Origin of the sequence: Ruegeria atlantica (assembly GCF_013033965.1) — a bacterium.
In the GTDB taxonomy this organism is placed as follows: Bacteria; Pseudomonadota; Alphaproteobacteria; order Rhodobacterales; family Rhodobacteraceae; genus Ruegeria; species Ruegeria atlantica_D.
The window spans coordinates 102342-119435 of sequence record NZ_WQFE01000003.1 but is presented as its reverse complement, the minus strand read 5'-3'; the positions used below and the strand labels follow the sequence as shown (position 1 = coordinate 119435).

Sequence of the window (17094 nt, the reverse complement as noted above, 5' to 3'; positions counted from 1 at the left end):
TGTTCTTCCCTGTTGCTTGCGATTTGGCTCGCTTTTGGTGTCTTGATTTGACCATCTGGTCAAACTCACGCTATCACGGGTTCGACATCAGTCAAGAAATTGCATGGTGCCGCTGCAAAAAACGGCTTAGATCGCCCTCGCTTGACGGAAAAAGAGACAGTCAGGAAACATGCCCAAAGACCGCGCCCCAACCCGAATTCAGAAAAAGAACCGCGCCGCGATTCTCGAAGCCGCACTGAATGTGTTCTCGGCGCATGGTTTCCGAGGTGCGACTGTAGATCAGATCGCGACCGAGGCTGGGCTGAGCAAGCCGAACCTGCTGTATTACTTCCCGTCGAAAGAGGCGATCCACACCGCCCTGCTGTCGGGCCTGCTCGAGACGTGGCTGGCGCCTCTGCATGATCTGGATGCGGATGGGGATCCGATGGAGGAAATCCTCGCCTATATCCGTCGCAAGCTGGAAATGAGCCGGGATTTACCCCGCGAAAGCCGCTTGTTCGCGAACGAGCTGGTTCAGGGCGCACCGCGCATTCACGCGTCGTTGTCGAACGACCTTAAAACACTGGTGGATGAAAAAACGGCAATACTCACGCAATGGATGGACGAGGGTAAAATCGCGCGCCTGCATCCCCATCACCTGATTTTCTCAATCTGGGCGCTGACCCAGCACTACGCGGATTTTGACGTTCAGGTTCGCGCGATCCTAGGCGACGAGGACCCCTTTGAGGGGGCCGAGCCGTTTATCGACACCCTCTACCGGAAACTTTTGACGCCATAGCGGGATCGTCGCCCGGTTCTCAACTAATTTTCGCTGAATGCCATACGTTTTTGACGATCATGTAATTGTCCAGCCCCTCGGTACCGCCTTCGCGACCGTAACCACTTGATTTCACTCCACCAAAGGGGGTTTCCGGCATGGATGCCTCCAGCGTGTTGATCGACAGGTTGCCAACCTCAACCTCATCGATCAACCGGTCGATGTAGTCCGCACGATTTGTAAACGCATAGCCAGCCAGCCCATAGGGCACCGAGTTTGCTTTACCGATTGCGTCATCCAGCGAGGACACGGGATTGATCACAGCGACCGGACCAAAGGGTTCCTCCTGCATGATCCGGGCGTTGTCGGGCACGTTCAGCAAGACAGTGGGCTGAAAGAAAAACCCTTTATCACCATGTTTGGCCCCGCCCGTGGCAACCTCCGCGCCCTTTTCACGGGCGTCTTCCACCAATTCGGTCAGCGCAGGCACCCGGCGGTTATTGGCCAGAGGACCCATTTCGACATTTGGGTCCATACCGTTTCCGACAACAGTTGCCGCAGCGCGTTCAACGAAAGTTGTCGCATAATCTTCAAAGATGCTCTCATGCGCAAAGAACCTTGTGGGCGATGTGCAGACCTGCCCGGCGTTGCGCATTTTTCGAACGGCGCTAGAGACCCCCGCCGTTTGCACATCTGTATCTTCGCAGACAATGACAGGGGCGTGGCCGCCCAGTTCCATCAGAACCGATGTCATGTGTTCCGAGGCCAAGGTGGTCAGATGCCGCCCCACAGCGGTTGAACCGGTGAAAGCCACTAGCCTGACCGGCTCCTGCGGAATGAGATGGCCTGAGATTTCTGCCGGCTTCCCGAACACCAGGTTCAAAACGCCCGCAGGAAGACCGGCATCCTCAAAGGCTTTTGCAATATGTATTGCGCCTGCGGGTGTTTCTTCCGCCGCTTTCAGGATGATCGAGCAGCCCGAGGCCAGCGCCCCAGCGATTTTGCGCGCTGGCTGACTCATCGGGAAGTTCCAGGGTGAGAAGGCCGCGACGACACCGATAGGCTGGTGTTGAACGGAGAACTTGTGGCCCGGAGCCGCAGGGATGACCCGCCCATAAGTCCGCATCGCCTCGCCCGCGTCCCACTCAAAGAACTCGGCCCCCCTGATCACTTCGAGCCGAGCCTGTTTCAAAGGTTTACCGTGTTCCAGTGTGATGGCATGGGCGATTACTTCCTGACGTTCGCGCATCAGCGCGGCGGCCCGGAGGATAGTGTCAGAACGTTCGCGCGGTGAGGTGCTTCTCCATACACGGAACCCTTTGACAGCCGCTTCCAGTGCGTCGTCCAAATCCTGCATCGACGCGCAAGGAAGGCGTCCGATTTCCTCTTCTGTTGCCGGGTTCACAACGGGAATATCCCGGCTTGTTGTCCGCCATTTTCCAGCGATGAACAGCTTAAGCTCAGGATACATGAAACCGACGCCTCCGATTTTGACCATTTCAAATCACGCAATGGCTGGCATTACTTCAAGTGAATTGGGGGAATACTGATATCAATTTGGCGAATACCTGACTTCATTTCTGTTTCACCGCCTGATGCAGCGCTGCCTTGAAGGCCCGACCCGCTGGGGAAAGATCGGCATCCGCCCGGAACGAGACACCAATCGGCCCCTGCCCAAATGGGACGTCCCAATCCAGCGGCGACAAGTAGCCGTGGGCAATGTCCTGCGAAACGACCTCGGCCGGCATAAGCCCGATCAGATCGCGCGACTGCAGAAGGGCCCGGTTGGTCAGGTAGGATACGGATTCGATCATCACGGGCGGGACGTATTGCTGCTGGCCAACAAAGAAATGGTCAAGCTGACGCCTCAGCGTGGTTTCAAGCGGTGGCACAATCCAGCCAAAAGGTTTGGTTTGCGCGAATGAGATGTTCTGACGTTCGGCCAAGGGGTGCTGATTGCCGACAATCGCCAGTATGCGGTCCTCAAACAGCTTTTCCTGCCTGATCTTGTCGCGATGCCGATGGGATGGCAGGCGCCCGACCACCATATCGATCTCGCCCGAAAGCAACCGTGGCATCAGGACTTCGTTCGTGCCTTCATTAATCTTGATGGCCACGTTCGGACGGTCAGCGAGCAGGATTTCAATAGCCGTTGGCAGAAGGCTGGTCGACGCTGCCAGCAAAGTGCCTACCACAACGCGGCCTGCATTTCCTTCGTTCAGGTCGTCCAGTTCCTGCGCGGCGTTCGAGACCTGCGCAAAGATCAGTTTGCCATGACGGATCAGGGTTTCTCCAAACACAGTCGGGATCACGCCTCGATTGGTTCGGCTAAACAGCTTGACCTCAAAATCCAGTTCAAGATCCTGAATCATCTTGGTTGCTGCGGGTTGTGAAATGCCTAGTTCACGTGCTGCGTTCTGGATGTTGCCATGCGCACCCACCGCAACCAGCAGGCGCAGTTGGCGCAGTTTCAACCGGGTCAGGGCGCGATCGACGATGCGTGAGTGACGTCCCACCATGGTCAGATCACAATTGGGTCCAGAAGCTGTTCGACCTTGGCCACCACGCTCATGGCCGCCAGGGCAGAACTACGTGGATTGTCCGGCAGGGACTTCCCGCTGATCTGGAAATGAAACCGCCCGAATTCGCCTTGGGCCTCGATCTCGTGAGTGTTGCCGGTGGCTGAAGGGTCCGCGATCAGTTGAACCTGTGTGTCGTCGAATCCTAACCCAGCCAAAGCGACTGCCGCCGCCACGTTTGCGTTTTTGGGGTAATTCAACGCGGCCTCACGAGCGGTGCCATTGAAATGCGCTTCCGCCTTGATGAGATTTTCGAGGTCTAACTTGTCCTCAGCCATTGAACCCTTCCAGCCTTGCGGTGACTTGCGCCCGACATAGATAACCTTGTCCAACTTGCCGGTCGCAGCTGCACCAAGACAATCCAGCGCCCCGATGGCGCCACTGGCCAGATACAGCTTGGCCCCCGAGCCGCGAGCAGAGGCTTCCAACGCATCCGCGACTTGCCGATCCGCCAATGCGCCAATGGATACAGTGATCATATCAATGCCACGGGACAAAACCTGAGGACCGTACTCCGCCAACGCCTGATGGCCCGCGCAGTCGATCACCAGATTTGCTCTGGAAGTGAGATCTTTTACAGAACCCACAAATAAATCCGGATCCTGCGAAACGCTGCTTGCGCGAACCAGAACCGCATGAACCTGATGCCCTCGCGCCTGAATGGCATCCAAGACATGCTGCGCGATCGCGCCTTTTCCAATCAATCCAATCTTCATGCGGCAAACTTAACCCAGCGCCAAAGATTCCTAAATTGATATTCTATGGATATTCTAATTTCTGATATCCAATTCCCAGCTTTCGCATTGGATCAGACGATATGATCGGGCTTTCTTAGCATGATAACTAAAAGGTCCGCCTGATATGAATTACTCTAAACACGATGCAAAAGCCTATGCGCGCGAGCACATGACCGGAATCTGGGCGGCGGCCCTGAACCCGTTCAACGATGATTTGTCACTGGATGAGGCAGGCCTGAGGTCAAACATTCGTCACTGGATCGACGATCTGGATATTCAGGGCCTGTTCGTGGCGGGGAAACAGGGCGAGTTTTTTTCGATGAGCCTTGATGAGCGCAAGCGCAACTTTGAAATTGCGGTCGATGAATGCGCGGGCAAGGCCGGTGTGATCGTCTCGGTCTCGGACCAGAACATGGACACGGCGCTGGAACTGGCACGACATGCGCAAAATTGCGGGGCCGATTACATCGTCCTGCACGCCCCTGTTCTTAGCTTTGTTCAGGATCGTGGGGAGGTTTTGTACCAGTACTACAAACGGTTCTGCGATGAGCTCGATATCGGGATTGCGATGTGGAGCCACCCGGACAGCGGTTACCTGATGCAGCCCGAGGAATGTGCTCGGATTGCCGATCTGCCGAACATCGTGGCCATCAAATACTCTGTCCCGCGCGAGATGTACGTGAAACTGACCCATATGGTGGGCGACAGAATCCATGTCTCGACCTCGGCCGAACATGAATGGTTGGACAATATTCTGGAACTGGACTGGAAACTGTACCTGTGTTCGTCGCCACCCTATCAGATCCAGACCAAGAACGATCAGCGCATGAACGAATACACGCGACTGGCTTTTGCGGGCAAAGCGGACGAGGCGCGCAGGGTGTTTGACAGCCTGAACCCGGTGCGCGACGCGATGAAGCGGACCAAACCTGCGGACAAACCCACCGCGTTTGGCAAGTACTGGCAAGAGCTTCTGGGTCAGACCGGAGGGCGCGTGCGCGCGCCCATGCTGGAACTAACGGATGCGGAAAAAGAGATCATTCGCAAAGGGTTCGAGGAATGCGGCTTAAAGCCCTAACCGCATCGATATAAGCAAATCGGATATCTAGATGCGGATAAATTCTTTGCGGTTATGAAAAAACCGGCCAAACTTCTGCAAACAGGGAGTGGGACATGTCGAAGTTAAGAGCTTTCAACTTTCAGAAATGGATTGATGAGCACCGTCACCTGCTGAAACCGCCGGTCGGCAACCAACAGATTTGGGAGGACGCGGACCTGATGGTCACCGTCGTCGGTGGGCCGAACAAACGGACAGACTATCACGACGATCCAGTTGAAGAGTTCTTCTACCAGCTTGAGGGCGACATGGTACTGAAGCTGTATGACGGAGGGGAATTCTATGACGTTCCAATCCGTGAGGGCGAGATTTTCCTGCTACCGCCGCATGTGCGCCATTCTCCGCAAAGGCCCCAGGAAGGATCCATCGGTTTGGTCATTGAACCTAAGCGGCAAACCGGCGAGTTGGACGCGATCGAATGGTATTGCTTCGAATGCGGCACCCGCGTTCACCGGGCCGAGATGCAATTGCAGTCCATCGTCAAAGACTTGCCGCCAGTCTACGAAAAATTCTATGCATCGGAAGAAGACCGAACATGCCCGAACTGCCAGACAGTGCATCCGGGAAAAGAGCCACCAGAGGGCTGGGTCACACTCTGACAAAAACAAAACAACAGGGAAGAACATGAAACATTTTGCTAAGATCGCCGCATCGGCTGCAGCGCTTGCTGTGACATCGCTGGCCGCACACGCAGATGAATTCCGTCTGGGCCTGATCACGCCACCTCCGCATATTTGGACCAAAGCAGCCGAGTCCTTTGGGGCAGAGTTGAACGAAGCCAGCGGCGGTGCACACTCTGTATCCGTTTTCCCCGCCCGTCAGTTGGGCAACGAGGCCGAGATGCTGCAGCAATTGCAGACCGGCGCGCTGGACATGGCCTTCATGACCGTGGCCGAGGTATCGAACCGGGCGCCAGAGCTGGGGGCCTTCTACGCCCCCTATCTGGCGGATGACATCGGCCACGCGGGGCGCATCCTGCGTTCGGAAACTGCCAAATCGATGCTGGAGCCCCTGCCCGGTCAGGTGGGCGTTGTCGGCGTTGGCTATGGTATGGTGGGGCTTCGCCAGATCGTCAGCCGGGGTGATGTGTCTTCGGCAGAGGATCTCTCGGGCTTGAAACTGCGGATCACACCGTTCACTCCAATCCTGGATTTCTACAACGCGGTCGGAGCTGCTCCGACGCCGATGCCGCTGCCTGCGGTCTATGACGCGCTGGCCAATGGGCAGGTCGACGCCATTGATATGGATGCCGAGCTGATCTGGGTGCTGAAGTACTACGATCACGCCGACACGATCGTTCAGTCTGATCACATGATGTTCCCGATGGTTGGGCTGGTCTCGGCCAAGGTTTGGGCTGGATTGTCCGAGGAAGACCGCGCGATGATCGGTGATCTGATGGCCAAGCATGTTGACAGCACCATCGACGCCTATGTCGCCAACGAAGCAAAATGGCTGGAACAGATTGAAGGCACCGGTAAGGCTTATAAAAAGGTCGATGCCTCATTCTTTGGCGGCGCGATTGAGGAATGGAACGGCATCTGGTCCGAAAAGACCTCCTCCCTTGACGCGCTGCGGGAGACTGCGGCAGAAACCAAATAAAGTTGAACGTTTCAGGGAAAGGGCGCGGGTCGATCCTGCGCCCTTTTGCATAGGGGATCGGGGATGTTGTACCGGCTGTCAGCTACTTGGGCGCGGGTTGAATTGTGGTGTGCCGCAGCACTTGCGGTTTGCGTCACCTTGCTGATCTTGCTGAATGTCGTCACCCGCACCGCTGGTAACGCGCTGTTCTGGGTGGATGAGCTGGCGATCTATGCGATGGTGTGGATGACATTCCTTGGTGCGTCCGCCGCGCTGCATCACCGAAACTCAGTCTCGATCACGATCCTTGTTGATGTGGTTCCTTCTAAGGCCCGGGCAATCATCCAGAAGGCGGTCGACATTGTTGTCTTCATTTTTGCCGTCGCGATGCTGTGGTTCTGCTGGCGCTGGTTTCTGCCATTGGACATCGCCCGTGCCGGGTTCGATGCCATGGAGTTTCAGGGCAATACGTTCAACTTCATCTATGCCGAGCCGACTTCGACTCTTGGGCTGCCAAAGTTTCTGTTTTGGCTCGTGATGTGGCTATTTGCCTTGGGGGCCACTCTGCACTCCACGATGCATCTTCTGACGCGTCCCGGACGAGGGTCACCCGCATGAGCCCGATTGTCTTTCTGGCCACCCTGCTGCTGTCGGTGCCCGTCGCCATCGTGCTGGCGATAACGGCAATCTGGTACATCTGGGAAAGCGGGAACACGGTTCTCTATGACAGTTTCGCCCAGAAGATGTTTGGCGGACTGGAAAACTACGGCCTGTTGGCCATCCCACTGTTCATGCTGACCGGAGAATTGATGAATGAAGGCGGCATGACGCGCCGTCTGGTCGCTTTGGCACGCGTGTTCGTGGGCGGGTTTCGGGGTGGGCTGGCCTATATCAACCTGCTGGCGAATATGTTCATGGCTGCCATCATCGGCTCGGCCACCGCACAGATCGCTGTGATGTCCCGCGCGATGGTCCCCGCGATGGAGGAAGAGGGCTATAGCAAGGGCTTCGCTGCCGCCACGACAGCGGCCGGGGGCCTATTGGCCCCGGTCATTCCACCGTCGATGATGTTTGTCATCTTTGGCGTTCTGGCTCAGATTCCTATCGGCGACATGTTTATTGCCGGGATCATTCCTGGACTTCTTATGGCTGGCGCATTTGCGCTGGTAATCACGTTAATTGGTTGGGTTCAGCAATTCCCCAAGGGTGTCTGGATGTCCCGAAAAGACGCCGTACAAGCCTTGATCGCCGCGCTGCCCGCCATGCTGATCCCGGTTTCGATCATCGGCGGCATTCTGTTCGGCATTGCAACACCAACGGAATCCGCCGCCATCGCCTCGCTAATCGCATTTCTGGTCGGGTGGCTGATTTACGGAGATCTGAAGCCGCAGAATCTGGGCGAGATGTTCAAGCGAACAGCCGCAAATGCGTCGATGATCCTGTTCATGATCGCCGCGGCCAGCGTATTTGGCTGGGTCATTATCTACGAGGAGATACCTCAGCAGTTGGCGGGGTTGATCACATCCATCACATCCGATCCGTTCATATTTCTGCTGATCGTAAATGCCGCCTTGCTGTTGGTGGGGATGGTGATCGACGGGATCGCGGCTATCATTCTGATCACACCCATTTTGTTGCCGATTGCAATTGGGTCCTACGACATCAGCCCCTATCAATTCGGCGTGGTCGCCTGCCTGAACCTGGTTCTTGGCCTGCTGACGCCACCTGTAGGAATTGGCCTCTATATCGCCTCATCCATGAGCGGCACGACACCCGGAGCGATCCTGAAATCGCTTTGGCCTTTCCTGATTGCCGTGGCAGCCGTGTTAATTCTGCTCAGCTATGCGCCGATCTTGTCCACCTATTTGATCTAGGGAGTCCAAAACGCCAGCGCAGGTCTTTAGAGGCGCTGTGGATCTGATCGCATTCCGTCATCAGCGGCTGCTCTGGTAAAGGGCCGCTCTGCGGCCCCTTATCGTTTCGCCAATCGACCTTACTCGGCCGCTTTCGCCATCGGGTTGTTTGGATGGGTCGTCCAGTTCGCATATTCCGGCTGAACTTCCCGTCCGGTGCGCGGATCTACCTCTCCGGCAGCCATAGGCACCATCGAGATGCAGCCGTCGACCGGGCAGACATCCACGCACAAGTTACAGGCGACGCATTCGTCGTCCATGACTTCAAAAACGCGATCGTCGGACATGGAAATCGCCTGGTGGCTGGTATCTTCGCACGCGGCATAGCAGCGCCCGCATTTGATGCACTGGTCCTGATCGATCTTGGCCTTGGCCACATAGTTCAGGTTCAGATACTGCCAGTCCGTAACGTTGGGAACAGCCAGACCAACGATTTCCGAGACGTCTTTGTAGCCTTTTTCGTCCATCCACTTGGACAGACCGGCAGTCAGCTCATCAATGATCTTGAACCCATAGGTCATTGCCGCGGTGCAGACCTGAACGGTCCCACATCCCAGCGCCATGAACTCTGCCGCATCACGCCATGTGGTCACGCCACCGATACCTGAAATCGGCAGACCATGCGTCGCTTCCGCACGCGAAATCTCGGATACCATGGACAGAGCGATCGGCTTAACAGCCGGGCCGCAATAACCACCGTGGCTGCCTTTGCCGTCAATCGAAGGCTCGGGGCTGAACGTGTCCAGATTGACGCTGGTGATCGAGTTGATCGTATTGATCAGCGAGACCGCATCCGCACCACCGTTTCGCGCCGCCTCGGCGGGCTTGCGGATATCGGTGATGTTCGGCGTCAGCTTCACGATAACCGGGCGGCCATAATACTGCTTGCACCAGCGGGTCACCATCTCGATATACTCCGGCACCTGCCCCACGGCAGATCCCATGCCGCGTTCGCTCATCCCGTGCGGGCAGCCAAAGTTCAGTTCGATCCCGTCTGCACCGGTTTCTTCGACGCGCGGCAGGATGGCTTTCCACGCCTCTTCCTCACACGGCACCATGATCGAAGCGATCAGCGCGCGATCCGGATAGTCGGCTTTGACCCGCGCCATTTCTTCCAGGTTCACTTCAAGCGGCCGGTCTGTGATCAGCTCGATGTTGTTCAGCCCCAACAACCGCCGGTCCGCGCCATAGATCGCGCCGTAGCGCGGCCCGTTCACGTTTACGACCGGCGGCCCCTCGGACCCCAGCGTTTTCCAGACTACGCCGCCCCACCCGGCCTCGAACGCGCGGCGGACGTTGTATTCCTTGTCCGTCGGTGGTGCCGAGGCAAGCCAGTAAGGATTGGGGCTGGAAATACCCAGAAAGTTTGTTGTCAGATCGGCCATGGCTTCTCCCTTCCCGGCTCAGCCGGTTTTCTTGAATATCATTTCGGTCGGACGAATGCGCCCGGCCTTCAGGTTCGTGACGTAGTTTTGGAACTTTTCAGGCGCCGTCTCGCCCATCATCAGGTGGATGCCCAAGGGCGGCGGGCCGCTTTCGGCGATGCGCGCAAACACCTCTTCGAAAAAGGTAAGCGCGAATTCGGTCCGGTCTGTCTCAGAGACCAATTCGAGGCCCGCCGCAGCGGCGGCTTCTTTGTAAACCTCTGGCGCATCGACAAAGGATGTCTCGGCAACAGTTGACCATGGCAAAGGATAGGCCAGTGGCTCGGCAATTTCCCCACCCATCACATCAAACAGGGCAAAGGTCCCATCCCAGGCCAGCGCGCGCGAGACTTCCGCGAAAAGGCCAGCCTTGTTTTCGATGTTCATCCCAACATGCATCATGACGGCAAGATCGAAGCCTGCATCCGGAACAGGCATGTCCAGTGCGCTGCCAACCAGAAAACTCGTCTTTTCGGAATGCCCGACAAGTTCACTTAAAGCAGTAGCCGTTTCGACAAATTCAGGCGTCAGGTCGACCCCGGTGACTGTCGAGTCATAACGATCCACGATGTACCGCGACGTCCCACCAATGCCGCTGCCGACATCCAGCACACGGGTCGCGTGGGTCGGCGAAAGCTGGGCAAACAGGTTGTCCGTCGCAAGAACACCGCCGGTATGGAACTCATCACCTGCCTTGAGGTCGGCAACTGTCGCCGCATTTGGATCAATGCCACTGGCTTTGAGCGCCTCACGCATGCGTTCCGTAAGAGCACCAGTTGTATAGTGTTGCGCAACAGCTTGTTCGATCTGGGACATGAGGATACCTCAGCAGCGAATGGGATGGGGTGAATGCCCCATCCTATCACGAAACGAGCGTTGCGTGGATGTCCATCGCCGCATCCCGGCCCTCGGCCACTGCGGTCACGGTCAGGTCTTCGCCACCCGCTGCACAGTCGCCTCCGGCCCAGACACCATCCATCGATGTGCGCCCGGCCCCGGTCACGGCGATCTTGTTGCCGTCCAGCTTCAGCGCCTCGGGGGCGCCATCCAGCTTTTGACCGATCGCCTTTAGGACCTGATCAGCTGGGACGCGGATCATCTCTCCGGTGCCCGAAAGCTGCCCGTCGTGGCTGGACGTGTACTCCAGTTCGATCTCTACCGCTGCCCCGTTTCCATGCACGGCCACGGGCTGCACGTTGGTCATGATCTTGACGCCATGCGAAGACGCTAGGTCTTGCTCGTACCGGCTGGCACCCATTGCATCACGGCCACGGCGGTAAGCGATGGTGACATGTTCGGCGCCCAGCAATTTCGACTTCACCGCAGCATCCACGGCAGTCATGCCGCCGCCAATCACCACAACATTGCGACCGACCGGCAGGTTCGACAGGTCAGAGGCTTGCCGAACGTCCGAGATGAAATCGACCGCGTGGCGGACGCCGTCCAGGTCCGCCCCTTGCGAGCGCAGGGCGTTCACCCCGGCCAGACCGATGGACAGGAATACAGCATCGTAACTCTCGACCAGACCTTCAAGCGAGATACCTTCACCCAAAACTGATCCGGTCTCAATAGAGATGCCACCGATTTTCAGTAGCCAATCGACCTCGGCCTGCGCAAAATCGTTCGTCGATTTGTACGCGGCGATCCCGTATTCGTTCAGCCCGCCGGGCTTGGGGCGACTTTCGTGGATCACAACGTCATGGCCCAGCATCGCCAATCTGTGCGCACAGGCCAGGCCGGCAGGCCCCGCCCCGATCACAGCAACGGTTTTACCCGTGGGTGCAGACCGCTCAAACGGATGATCGCCACCAACCATGACACTGTCTGTTGCGTAGCGCTGCAAGCGACCGATCTCAACCGGTTGACCTTCGGCGGTTTCGCGCACACAGGCCTCTTCGCACAATGTCTCGGTGGGACAAACACGGGCGCACATTCCACCCAGAATGTTCTGCGCCAGAATGGTTTCACCCGCAGCTTCGGGCTGACCGGCCTGGATTTGGCGCATGAACAGCGGAATGTCGATGTCTGTCGGACAGGCTGTGACGCATGGCGCGTCGTAACAAAAATAGCACCGATCCGCTGCCACAGCGGCCTCATGAGAGGCCAGTGGCGGATGCAGATCCGTGAAATTCGAGGTCAGCTCATCGCTGGACAGCCGCCCGGAGACAATGCCGGGGGCAATCTGGCCCTGTGCCATCACTCTACTCCCTGTAGATATGTTCGTTGTGACCTCAGCTTGCCACAATCTGATTTTTTATCAAATGGTAAAATTTGCCAAATGGTCAAAAAAAGAAAAACCAGGCAAATCGGCCCGGTTTTTCACAAAAATTGCCTGTTTTTCTTGCAAATGACCTATCAGATCATTTGGGCCAGATGTCCGGTTTTCGTCCAAATACGAGCACCGGACGGTCCTGCAACCGCAGTCGACCGCGTGCCCGGCGGCAATCTCAGCCAATCCCAGGTGGTGAAATCCTCGTCAGATTCCGTCAGTGAACCTTCGATCACAAACAACTCGAGCCCCTGCGATGCGTCCAGATCCAACGCCTCACCCGCCCCAAGATTCAAAACACGGACATCTTCGCGCGTGTCTTTGAACAGTTGAGTATTCGCCTGACCATTGACCGAGCGGCGCACCTTAGTCCGGTCGTCTGGGTCAAACTGGTGAAGCTTGACCAAAATCGTCGCGCCCTCTTTGGCCGAAGGTGTGTGCGACGAGGTCGGGGGGTTTCGCACATAGCTGCCGACCGGAAAATCTCCGGTCTCGTCCTGAAAAACGCCATCCAGCACCAGATACTCTTCACCCCCGTCATGGGTGTGGGCCGAAAATGCGCTACCCGGGGCAAAGCGGACGATTGTCGTTGCGCGGGCCACTTCTTCGCCAATGCGGTCCAGCATCTTGCGTTCGACACCGGCCGCGGGAGACGCGACCCATTCAGTCTGGTCGAAATGAACCGCAACACGTTTGGTGAAATCTGCGTTGATCCTCATGAGGGCACTCCTGATCGGGACGTGTCACTTAAATGGTGTTGCGCCGACAGTTTTCAATTTACGCGCATCGCATCTGGTTTTGACGGGCGCGCCTGCGTACTGTACGTCCGAAAAGAAACCCGAGCAGCGCCGGACCACGGCACCCACAAAACTGAAAGTCACCGGATGCAGGCCAGCGCCCCGAAATTCAACATCGTTATCATCGGGCAAAACAACCGGCTGCAATACGAAGCCCTTTTGTTTGCCGCCTCGCTACGGCACACCAGCCCGAGTTTTTCGGGTCGGTTGTTCGTGGCTGTTCCACAGCTCGGACCGCGTTGGCCACAAGACCCCAGCATTCAGGACGAGGATCTGCTGAAAGCACTCCGCCAGTTGGATGCCGAGATCCTACCGTTCGAAAGCAAGGTCTTCGGCAACGTTTATCCTTATGGCAACAAGATCGAGGCACTGGCGGCCCTTCCCGAGGGTGAGCCGTTTGTGTTTTTCGACAGTGATACGCTGATCACCGGTGATCTGAACAGCGTGCCCTTCGATTTTGACCGCCCTGGCGCGTCGCTAAGGGTCGAGGGAACCTGGCCCAAGCCAACCCTGTACGGTCCCGGGCTGGACGGAATCTGGAAGGCGCTTTATCGCAGGTTCGAACTGGATTTCGACAGCTCACTGGATACCAGCCAACCGGTGGATTACTGGCGGCGCTACCTTTATTTCAATGCCGGATATTTCTTTTATTCCTGCCCGCATACCTTTGGAAATCGCTTTCTGGATTACGCCCGTACGATCCGCGACGGCGAGATCCCAGAAATGGCAGGTCAGAATTTGGACCCGTGGCTGGATCAGGCTGCATTGCCGCCGGTTATCCACTCGTTCGGCGGCGGTCGAGATGCCCTGCCCGGCGGCCTGCTGGACGGGTCTGTCAGCTGTCACTATCGCCTGTTCCCCCTGCTCTACGCCCGCGAAAGCGACCATGTTGTCGAGGTGCTGGAAACCGTGGCAGCGCCAAACCGGGTCAAGAAGGTGCTCAAGGGATATGATCCGATCAAGAAGCTGGTGTTGCAGCGCAAGGGTCACAAAATCCGGGACATGTTCGACCGCGAAAACCTGCCCAAACGCGAGCAGGTCATTCGCAATACGATACGCAAAAATGGTCTTTGGATGCGCTGACAGGAATGTTGTCTGCACGCGCCCAATCGCCTAGAGATTCTGCAACACACATTCCAACAGGAGATTTCCAAGATGTCTGACGGCCCTACCTACGGTTTTGACACGCTTCAAATTCACGCGGGCGCACGGCCCGATCCCGCAACTGGCGCGCGTCAGACACCTATCTATCAGACGACAGCCTATGTGTTCCGCGATGCGGATCACGCAGCAGCCCTGTTCAACCTGCAAGAGGTCGGCTTCATCTATTCCCGCCTGACTAACCCGACCGTGGCGGTTCTGCAGGAACGTGTCGCCACGCTGGAGGGCGGCGTTGGCGCAGTTTGCTGCTCGTCAGGTCACGCGGCGCAAATTATGGCGCTGTTCCCGCTGATGGGCCCGGGCTGCAATGTCGTCGCCTCGACCCGTCTGTATGGCGGTACCGTCACGCAGTTCAGCCAGACCATCAAGCGCTTTGGCTGGTCGGCAAAGTTCGTTGATACCGATGATCTAGACGCTGTAAAGGACGCCATCGACGACAACACCCGTGCGGTGTTCTGTGAATCTATCGCCAACCCCGGCGGCTATGTCACTGATATCCGCGCCTTGGCGGATGTGGCCGACGCGGCAGGTATTCCGCTGATCGTCGACAACACCTCGGCCACGCCGTACCTGTGCCGCCCGATCGAGCACGGCGCGACACTGGTCGTGCATTCGACCACCAAGTACCTGACCGGCAACGGCACCGTCACTGGCGGCTGCATCGTGGATTCGGGCAAGTTCGACTGGTCGGCGAATGACAAGTTCCCCTCGCTCAGCGAACCGGAGCAGGCATATCACGGGCTTAAATTCCATGAGACCTTCGGCCCGCTGGCCTTCACTTTCCACGGGATTGCCATTGGCCTGCGCGATCTGGGCATGACCATGAACCCGCAGGCGGCACACTATACGCTGATGGGGATCGAGACCCTGTCCCTGAGGATGGAGCGGCACGTCGAAAACGCGCAAAAGATCGCCGCGTGGCTCGAAGCGGATGACCGGGTGGACTACGTGACATACGCGGGGCTGCCCTCTTCCCCCTACCACGACCGGGTTAAGGAACACTATAAGAAGGGCGCCGGCGCGCTGTTCACCTTCGCGGTGAAAGGCGGCTATGACGCCTGTATCAAACTGGTCAACGCGCTGGAGATCTTCAGCCACGTGGCCAACTTGGGTGACGCGCGCTCGCTGATCATTCACTCGGCCTCGACCACGCACCGGCAATTGACCCCAGAACAGCAAGAAGCCGCAGGCGCTGGCCCCGGCGTTGTGCGTGTGTCCATTGGCATCGAGGACGCGGATGACCTGATCGCCGATCTTGATCAGGCGCTGGCCAAAGCGAGTGCCTGAGGGATGAGCGCGCACGACACAAACGAACTGGGTCAACCCATTGGTCTGCCGGTTCCGGGCGAGTTCCCTCGCCCTACACCGCCTTACACACCGATGGAAGGCCGCTATTGTTCGGTCGTGCCGCTTGACGTTAACAGACATGCGCCCGGATTGTTCCGGGCGTTTGCAAACGACACGGATGGTCACAACTGGACCTACCTGCCCTACGGACCATTCGACAACGAACCCGAGTTTGAGGATTGGGCGCGTGCGACCTGCATGGATGCAGACCCGATGTTCCACACCGTCCTGGACAGCAACGACACACCCGTGGGCATGGCTTCATATTTACGGATCGATCCGGCGGCAGGTGCGATCGAGGTGGGGCACATCCACTTTTCGCCGTTGCTGCAGCGCAGTCCGCAATCGACGGAAACCATGTTCCTGATGATGCGTCGCGTTTTCGACGAGTTGGGATATCGACGCTATGAATGGAAATGTGATGCGTTGAACGCGCCGTCCTGTCGCGCAGCGGAACGGTTGGGCTTTACGTTCGAAGGTATTTTCCGGCAGGCCACCCACTACAAAGGCCGCAATCGGGATACGGCGTGGTATTCGATTATCGACAGCGAATGGCCTCGGATTCGCAGCGCCTTTGAGGCTTGGCTGTCGCCAGACAATTTCGATCAGACGGGCCAACAACGACAACCGCTGATGGCCCGGGCGACATCCTGAGGTTACTCAGAAATTTCGAATTCCATGGTTACGGTGACTGAAACGGACACCTCGCCACCCGCGACCGGAACACCGCCTGCATCAGCCATGCTGAATTCACGCATCATCGCGACGGGCTGCGCACCACCGACCTGTTCGCTAATCTGCTGAACTGCTCCGAGCGTCACATTTGCGGCCTGTGCAAGCTGTTCGGCCTTGGCGGTTGCCTCAGCCACGGCGTTCGCACGCGCCTGTGCTTGCAATGGTTTCGGATCCTGCACGCCAAAGCTCAGGCCACCAAAATCATTGGCCCCGTCCTGGATAACCGCATCCATGATCGTGCCAAGCTGTGTCAGGTCACGTACACGTACAACGACCCGGTTCGAGGCGACAAACCCGGAAATTTCAGGCCGCTCACCGCTTGCGCTGTTGCGGTTGTTCCAAACTGGTGACAGCGACACGTCGCGCGTCTGAACATCGCGCGTTTCGATACCAAGTTCCTGCAGGCGGCTCAGGACCTGCGTCACCGCGTCCGAGGTGGCTTTCATGGCGTTCGAGGCCTGCGCATCCTCATTGGTCACGCCCAGTGTAATGGTTGCCATGTCAGGTGAGGCCTGCACAGTTCCCGCCGCGTCTACGGTGATGCGACGTTCTTCCGCATGGGCCATACTTGCTACCGACATCGATAGGACTGCGGCCAGAAAAGCGATTTTATTCAAGGTCTTCCCTCCGATTTACTTTCTCACAACATGGGGTGGCGAGGGTCTGCCTAACAAGGGGAA

General features: G+C 57.4%; 17 protein-coding genes. 9 read left to right on the top strand and 8 right to left on the bottom strand.

Annotated features, from left to right (window positions below; genetic code table 11):
• The first annotated feature begins 169 nt into the window (after positions 1 to 169).
• Positions 170 to 778 (top strand): TetR family transcriptional regulator C-terminal domain-containing protein, encoded by a 609-nt coding sequence (locus GOW16_RS06935; protein WP_170412341.1) that lies wholly within the window; start codon positions 170 to 172, stop codon positions 776 to 778.
• A gap of 19 nt (positions 779 to 797) precedes the next feature.
• Here GOW16_RS06935 and GOW16_RS06930 read toward each other — a convergent pair whose 3' ends face one another.
• From GOW16_RS06930 to GOW16_RS06920, 3 genes are all read right to left on the bottom strand, one after another.
• Positions 798 to 2255 carry an NAD-dependent succinate-semialdehyde dehydrogenase gene (locus GOW16_RS06930; RefSeq protein ID WP_254429711.1) on the bottom strand — a complete coding sequence of 486 codons (1458 nt, stop codon included), beginning with the start codon at positions 2253 to 2255 and terminating at the stop codon, positions 798 to 800.
• Between the two features lie 76 nt (positions 2256 to 2331).
• Positions 2332 to 3276, bottom strand: coding sequence for a LysR substrate-binding domain-containing protein (locus GOW16_RS06925; protein WP_170412338.1), 945 nt, complete (start codon positions 3274 to 3276; stop codon positions 2332 to 2334).
• Positions 3277 to 3278: 2 nt separating this feature from the next.
• The gene (locus tag GOW16_RS06920) at positions 3279 to 4052 is read right to left on the bottom strand and encodes an aspartate dehydrogenase (protein WP_170412334.1); all 774 of its coding nucleotides are present in this window, start codon (positions 4050 to 4052) and stop codon (positions 3279 to 3281) included.
• A gap of 145 nt (positions 4053 to 4197) precedes the next feature.
• Here GOW16_RS06920 and GOW16_RS06915 point away from each other — a divergent pair, with 145 nt between their 5' ends.
• From GOW16_RS06915 to GOW16_RS06895, 5 genes are all read left to right on the top strand, one after another.
• Positions 4198 to 5151, top strand: coding sequence for a dihydrodipicolinate synthase family protein (locus GOW16_RS06915; protein ID WP_170412331.1), 954 nt, complete (start codon positions 4198 to 4200; stop codon positions 5149 to 5151).
• Between the two features lie 95 nt (positions 5152 to 5246).
• Complete coding sequence (locus GOW16_RS06910) at positions 5247 to 5789, top strand: 3-hydroxyanthranilate 3,4-dioxygenase (protein ID WP_170412328.1); 543 nt, start codon at positions 5247 to 5249, stop codon at positions 5787 to 5789.
• Between the two features lie 25 nt (positions 5790 to 5814).
• Complete coding sequence (locus tag GOW16_RS06905) at positions 5815 to 6789, top strand: TRAP transporter substrate-binding protein (RefSeq protein WP_170412325.1); 975 nt, start codon at positions 5815 to 5817, stop codon at positions 6787 to 6789.
• A gap of 63 nt (positions 6790 to 6852) precedes the next feature.
• Positions 6853 to 7386 carry a TRAP transporter small permease gene (locus GOW16_RS06900; protein ID WP_170412323.1) on the top strand — a complete coding sequence of 178 codons (534 nt, stop codon included), beginning with the start codon at positions 6853 to 6855 and terminating at the stop codon, positions 7384 to 7386.
• Positions 7383 to 8642: a TRAP transporter large permease gene (locus GOW16_RS06895; RefSeq protein ID WP_170412320.1), complete on the top strand. Its 1260-nt coding sequence runs from the start codon at positions 7383 to 7385 to the stop codon at positions 8640 to 8642. The genes GOW16_RS06900 and GOW16_RS06895 overlap by 4 nt, the downstream gene beginning before the upstream one ends.
• Positions 8643 to 8761: 119 nt before the next feature.
• Here the strand turns inward: GOW16_RS06895 and preA are convergent, their stop codons facing one another.
• The 4 genes from preA to GOW16_RS06875 all read right to left on the bottom strand — a co-directional run bounded on the left by preA (position 8762) and on the right by GOW16_RS06875 (position 13093).
• Positions 8762 to 10066 carry an NAD-dependent dihydropyrimidine dehydrogenase subunit PreA gene (gene preA / locus GOW16_RS06890; RefSeq protein ID WP_170412317.1) on the bottom strand — a complete coding sequence of 435 codons (1305 nt, stop codon included), beginning with the start codon at positions 10064 to 10066 and terminating at the stop codon, positions 8762 to 8764.
• Between the two features lie 18 nt (positions 10067 to 10084).
• Positions 10085 to 10921: a methyltransferase domain-containing protein gene (locus GOW16_RS06885; protein ID WP_170412314.1), complete on the bottom strand. Its 837-nt coding sequence runs from the start codon at positions 10919 to 10921 to the stop codon at positions 10085 to 10087.
• 46 nt (positions 10922 to 10967) lie between these two features.
• Complete coding sequence (locus GOW16_RS06880; RefSeq protein ID WP_170412311.1) at positions 10968 to 12302, bottom strand: NAD(P)-dependent oxidoreductase; 1335 nt, start codon at positions 12300 to 12302, stop codon at positions 10968 to 10970.
• Positions 12303 to 12460: 158 nt separating this feature from the next.
• Positions 12461 to 13093 carry a cupin domain-containing protein gene (locus tag GOW16_RS06875; RefSeq protein WP_170412308.1) on the bottom strand — a complete coding sequence of 211 codons (633 nt, stop codon included), beginning with the start codon at positions 13091 to 13093 and terminating at the stop codon, positions 12461 to 12463.
• A gap of 165 nt (positions 13094 to 13258) precedes the next feature.
• Between GOW16_RS06875 and GOW16_RS06870 the strand changes: the two genes are divergently transcribed.
• From GOW16_RS06870 to GOW16_RS06860, 3 genes are all read left to right on the top strand, one after another.
• Positions 13259 to 14254, top strand: a complete 996-nt coding sequence (locus tag GOW16_RS06870; RefSeq protein ID WP_170412305.1) for a hypothetical protein — start codon at positions 13259 to 13261, stop codon at positions 14252 to 14254.
• 72 nt (positions 14255 to 14326) lie between these two features.
• Entirely contained in the window at positions 14327 to 15619 is a 1293-nt protein-coding gene (locus GOW16_RS06865) for an O-acetylhomoserine aminocarboxypropyltransferase/cysteine synthase family protein (protein WP_170412302.1), read from the top strand.
• Positions 15620 to 15622: 3 nt separating this feature from the next.
• Positions 15623 to 16333: a GNAT family N-acetyltransferase gene (locus tag GOW16_RS06860; RefSeq protein ID WP_170412299.1), complete on the top strand. Its 711-nt coding sequence runs from the start codon at positions 15623 to 15625 to the stop codon at positions 16331 to 16333.
• Positions 16334 to 16335: 2 nt separating this feature from the next.
• Here GOW16_RS06860 and GOW16_RS06855 read toward each other — a convergent pair whose 3' ends face one another.
• Positions 16336 to 17031: an SIMPL domain-containing protein gene (locus GOW16_RS06855; protein WP_170412296.1), complete on the bottom strand. Its 696-nt coding sequence runs from the start codon at positions 17029 to 17031 to the stop codon at positions 16336 to 16338.
• Positions 17032 to 17094 lie beyond the last annotated feature (63 nt).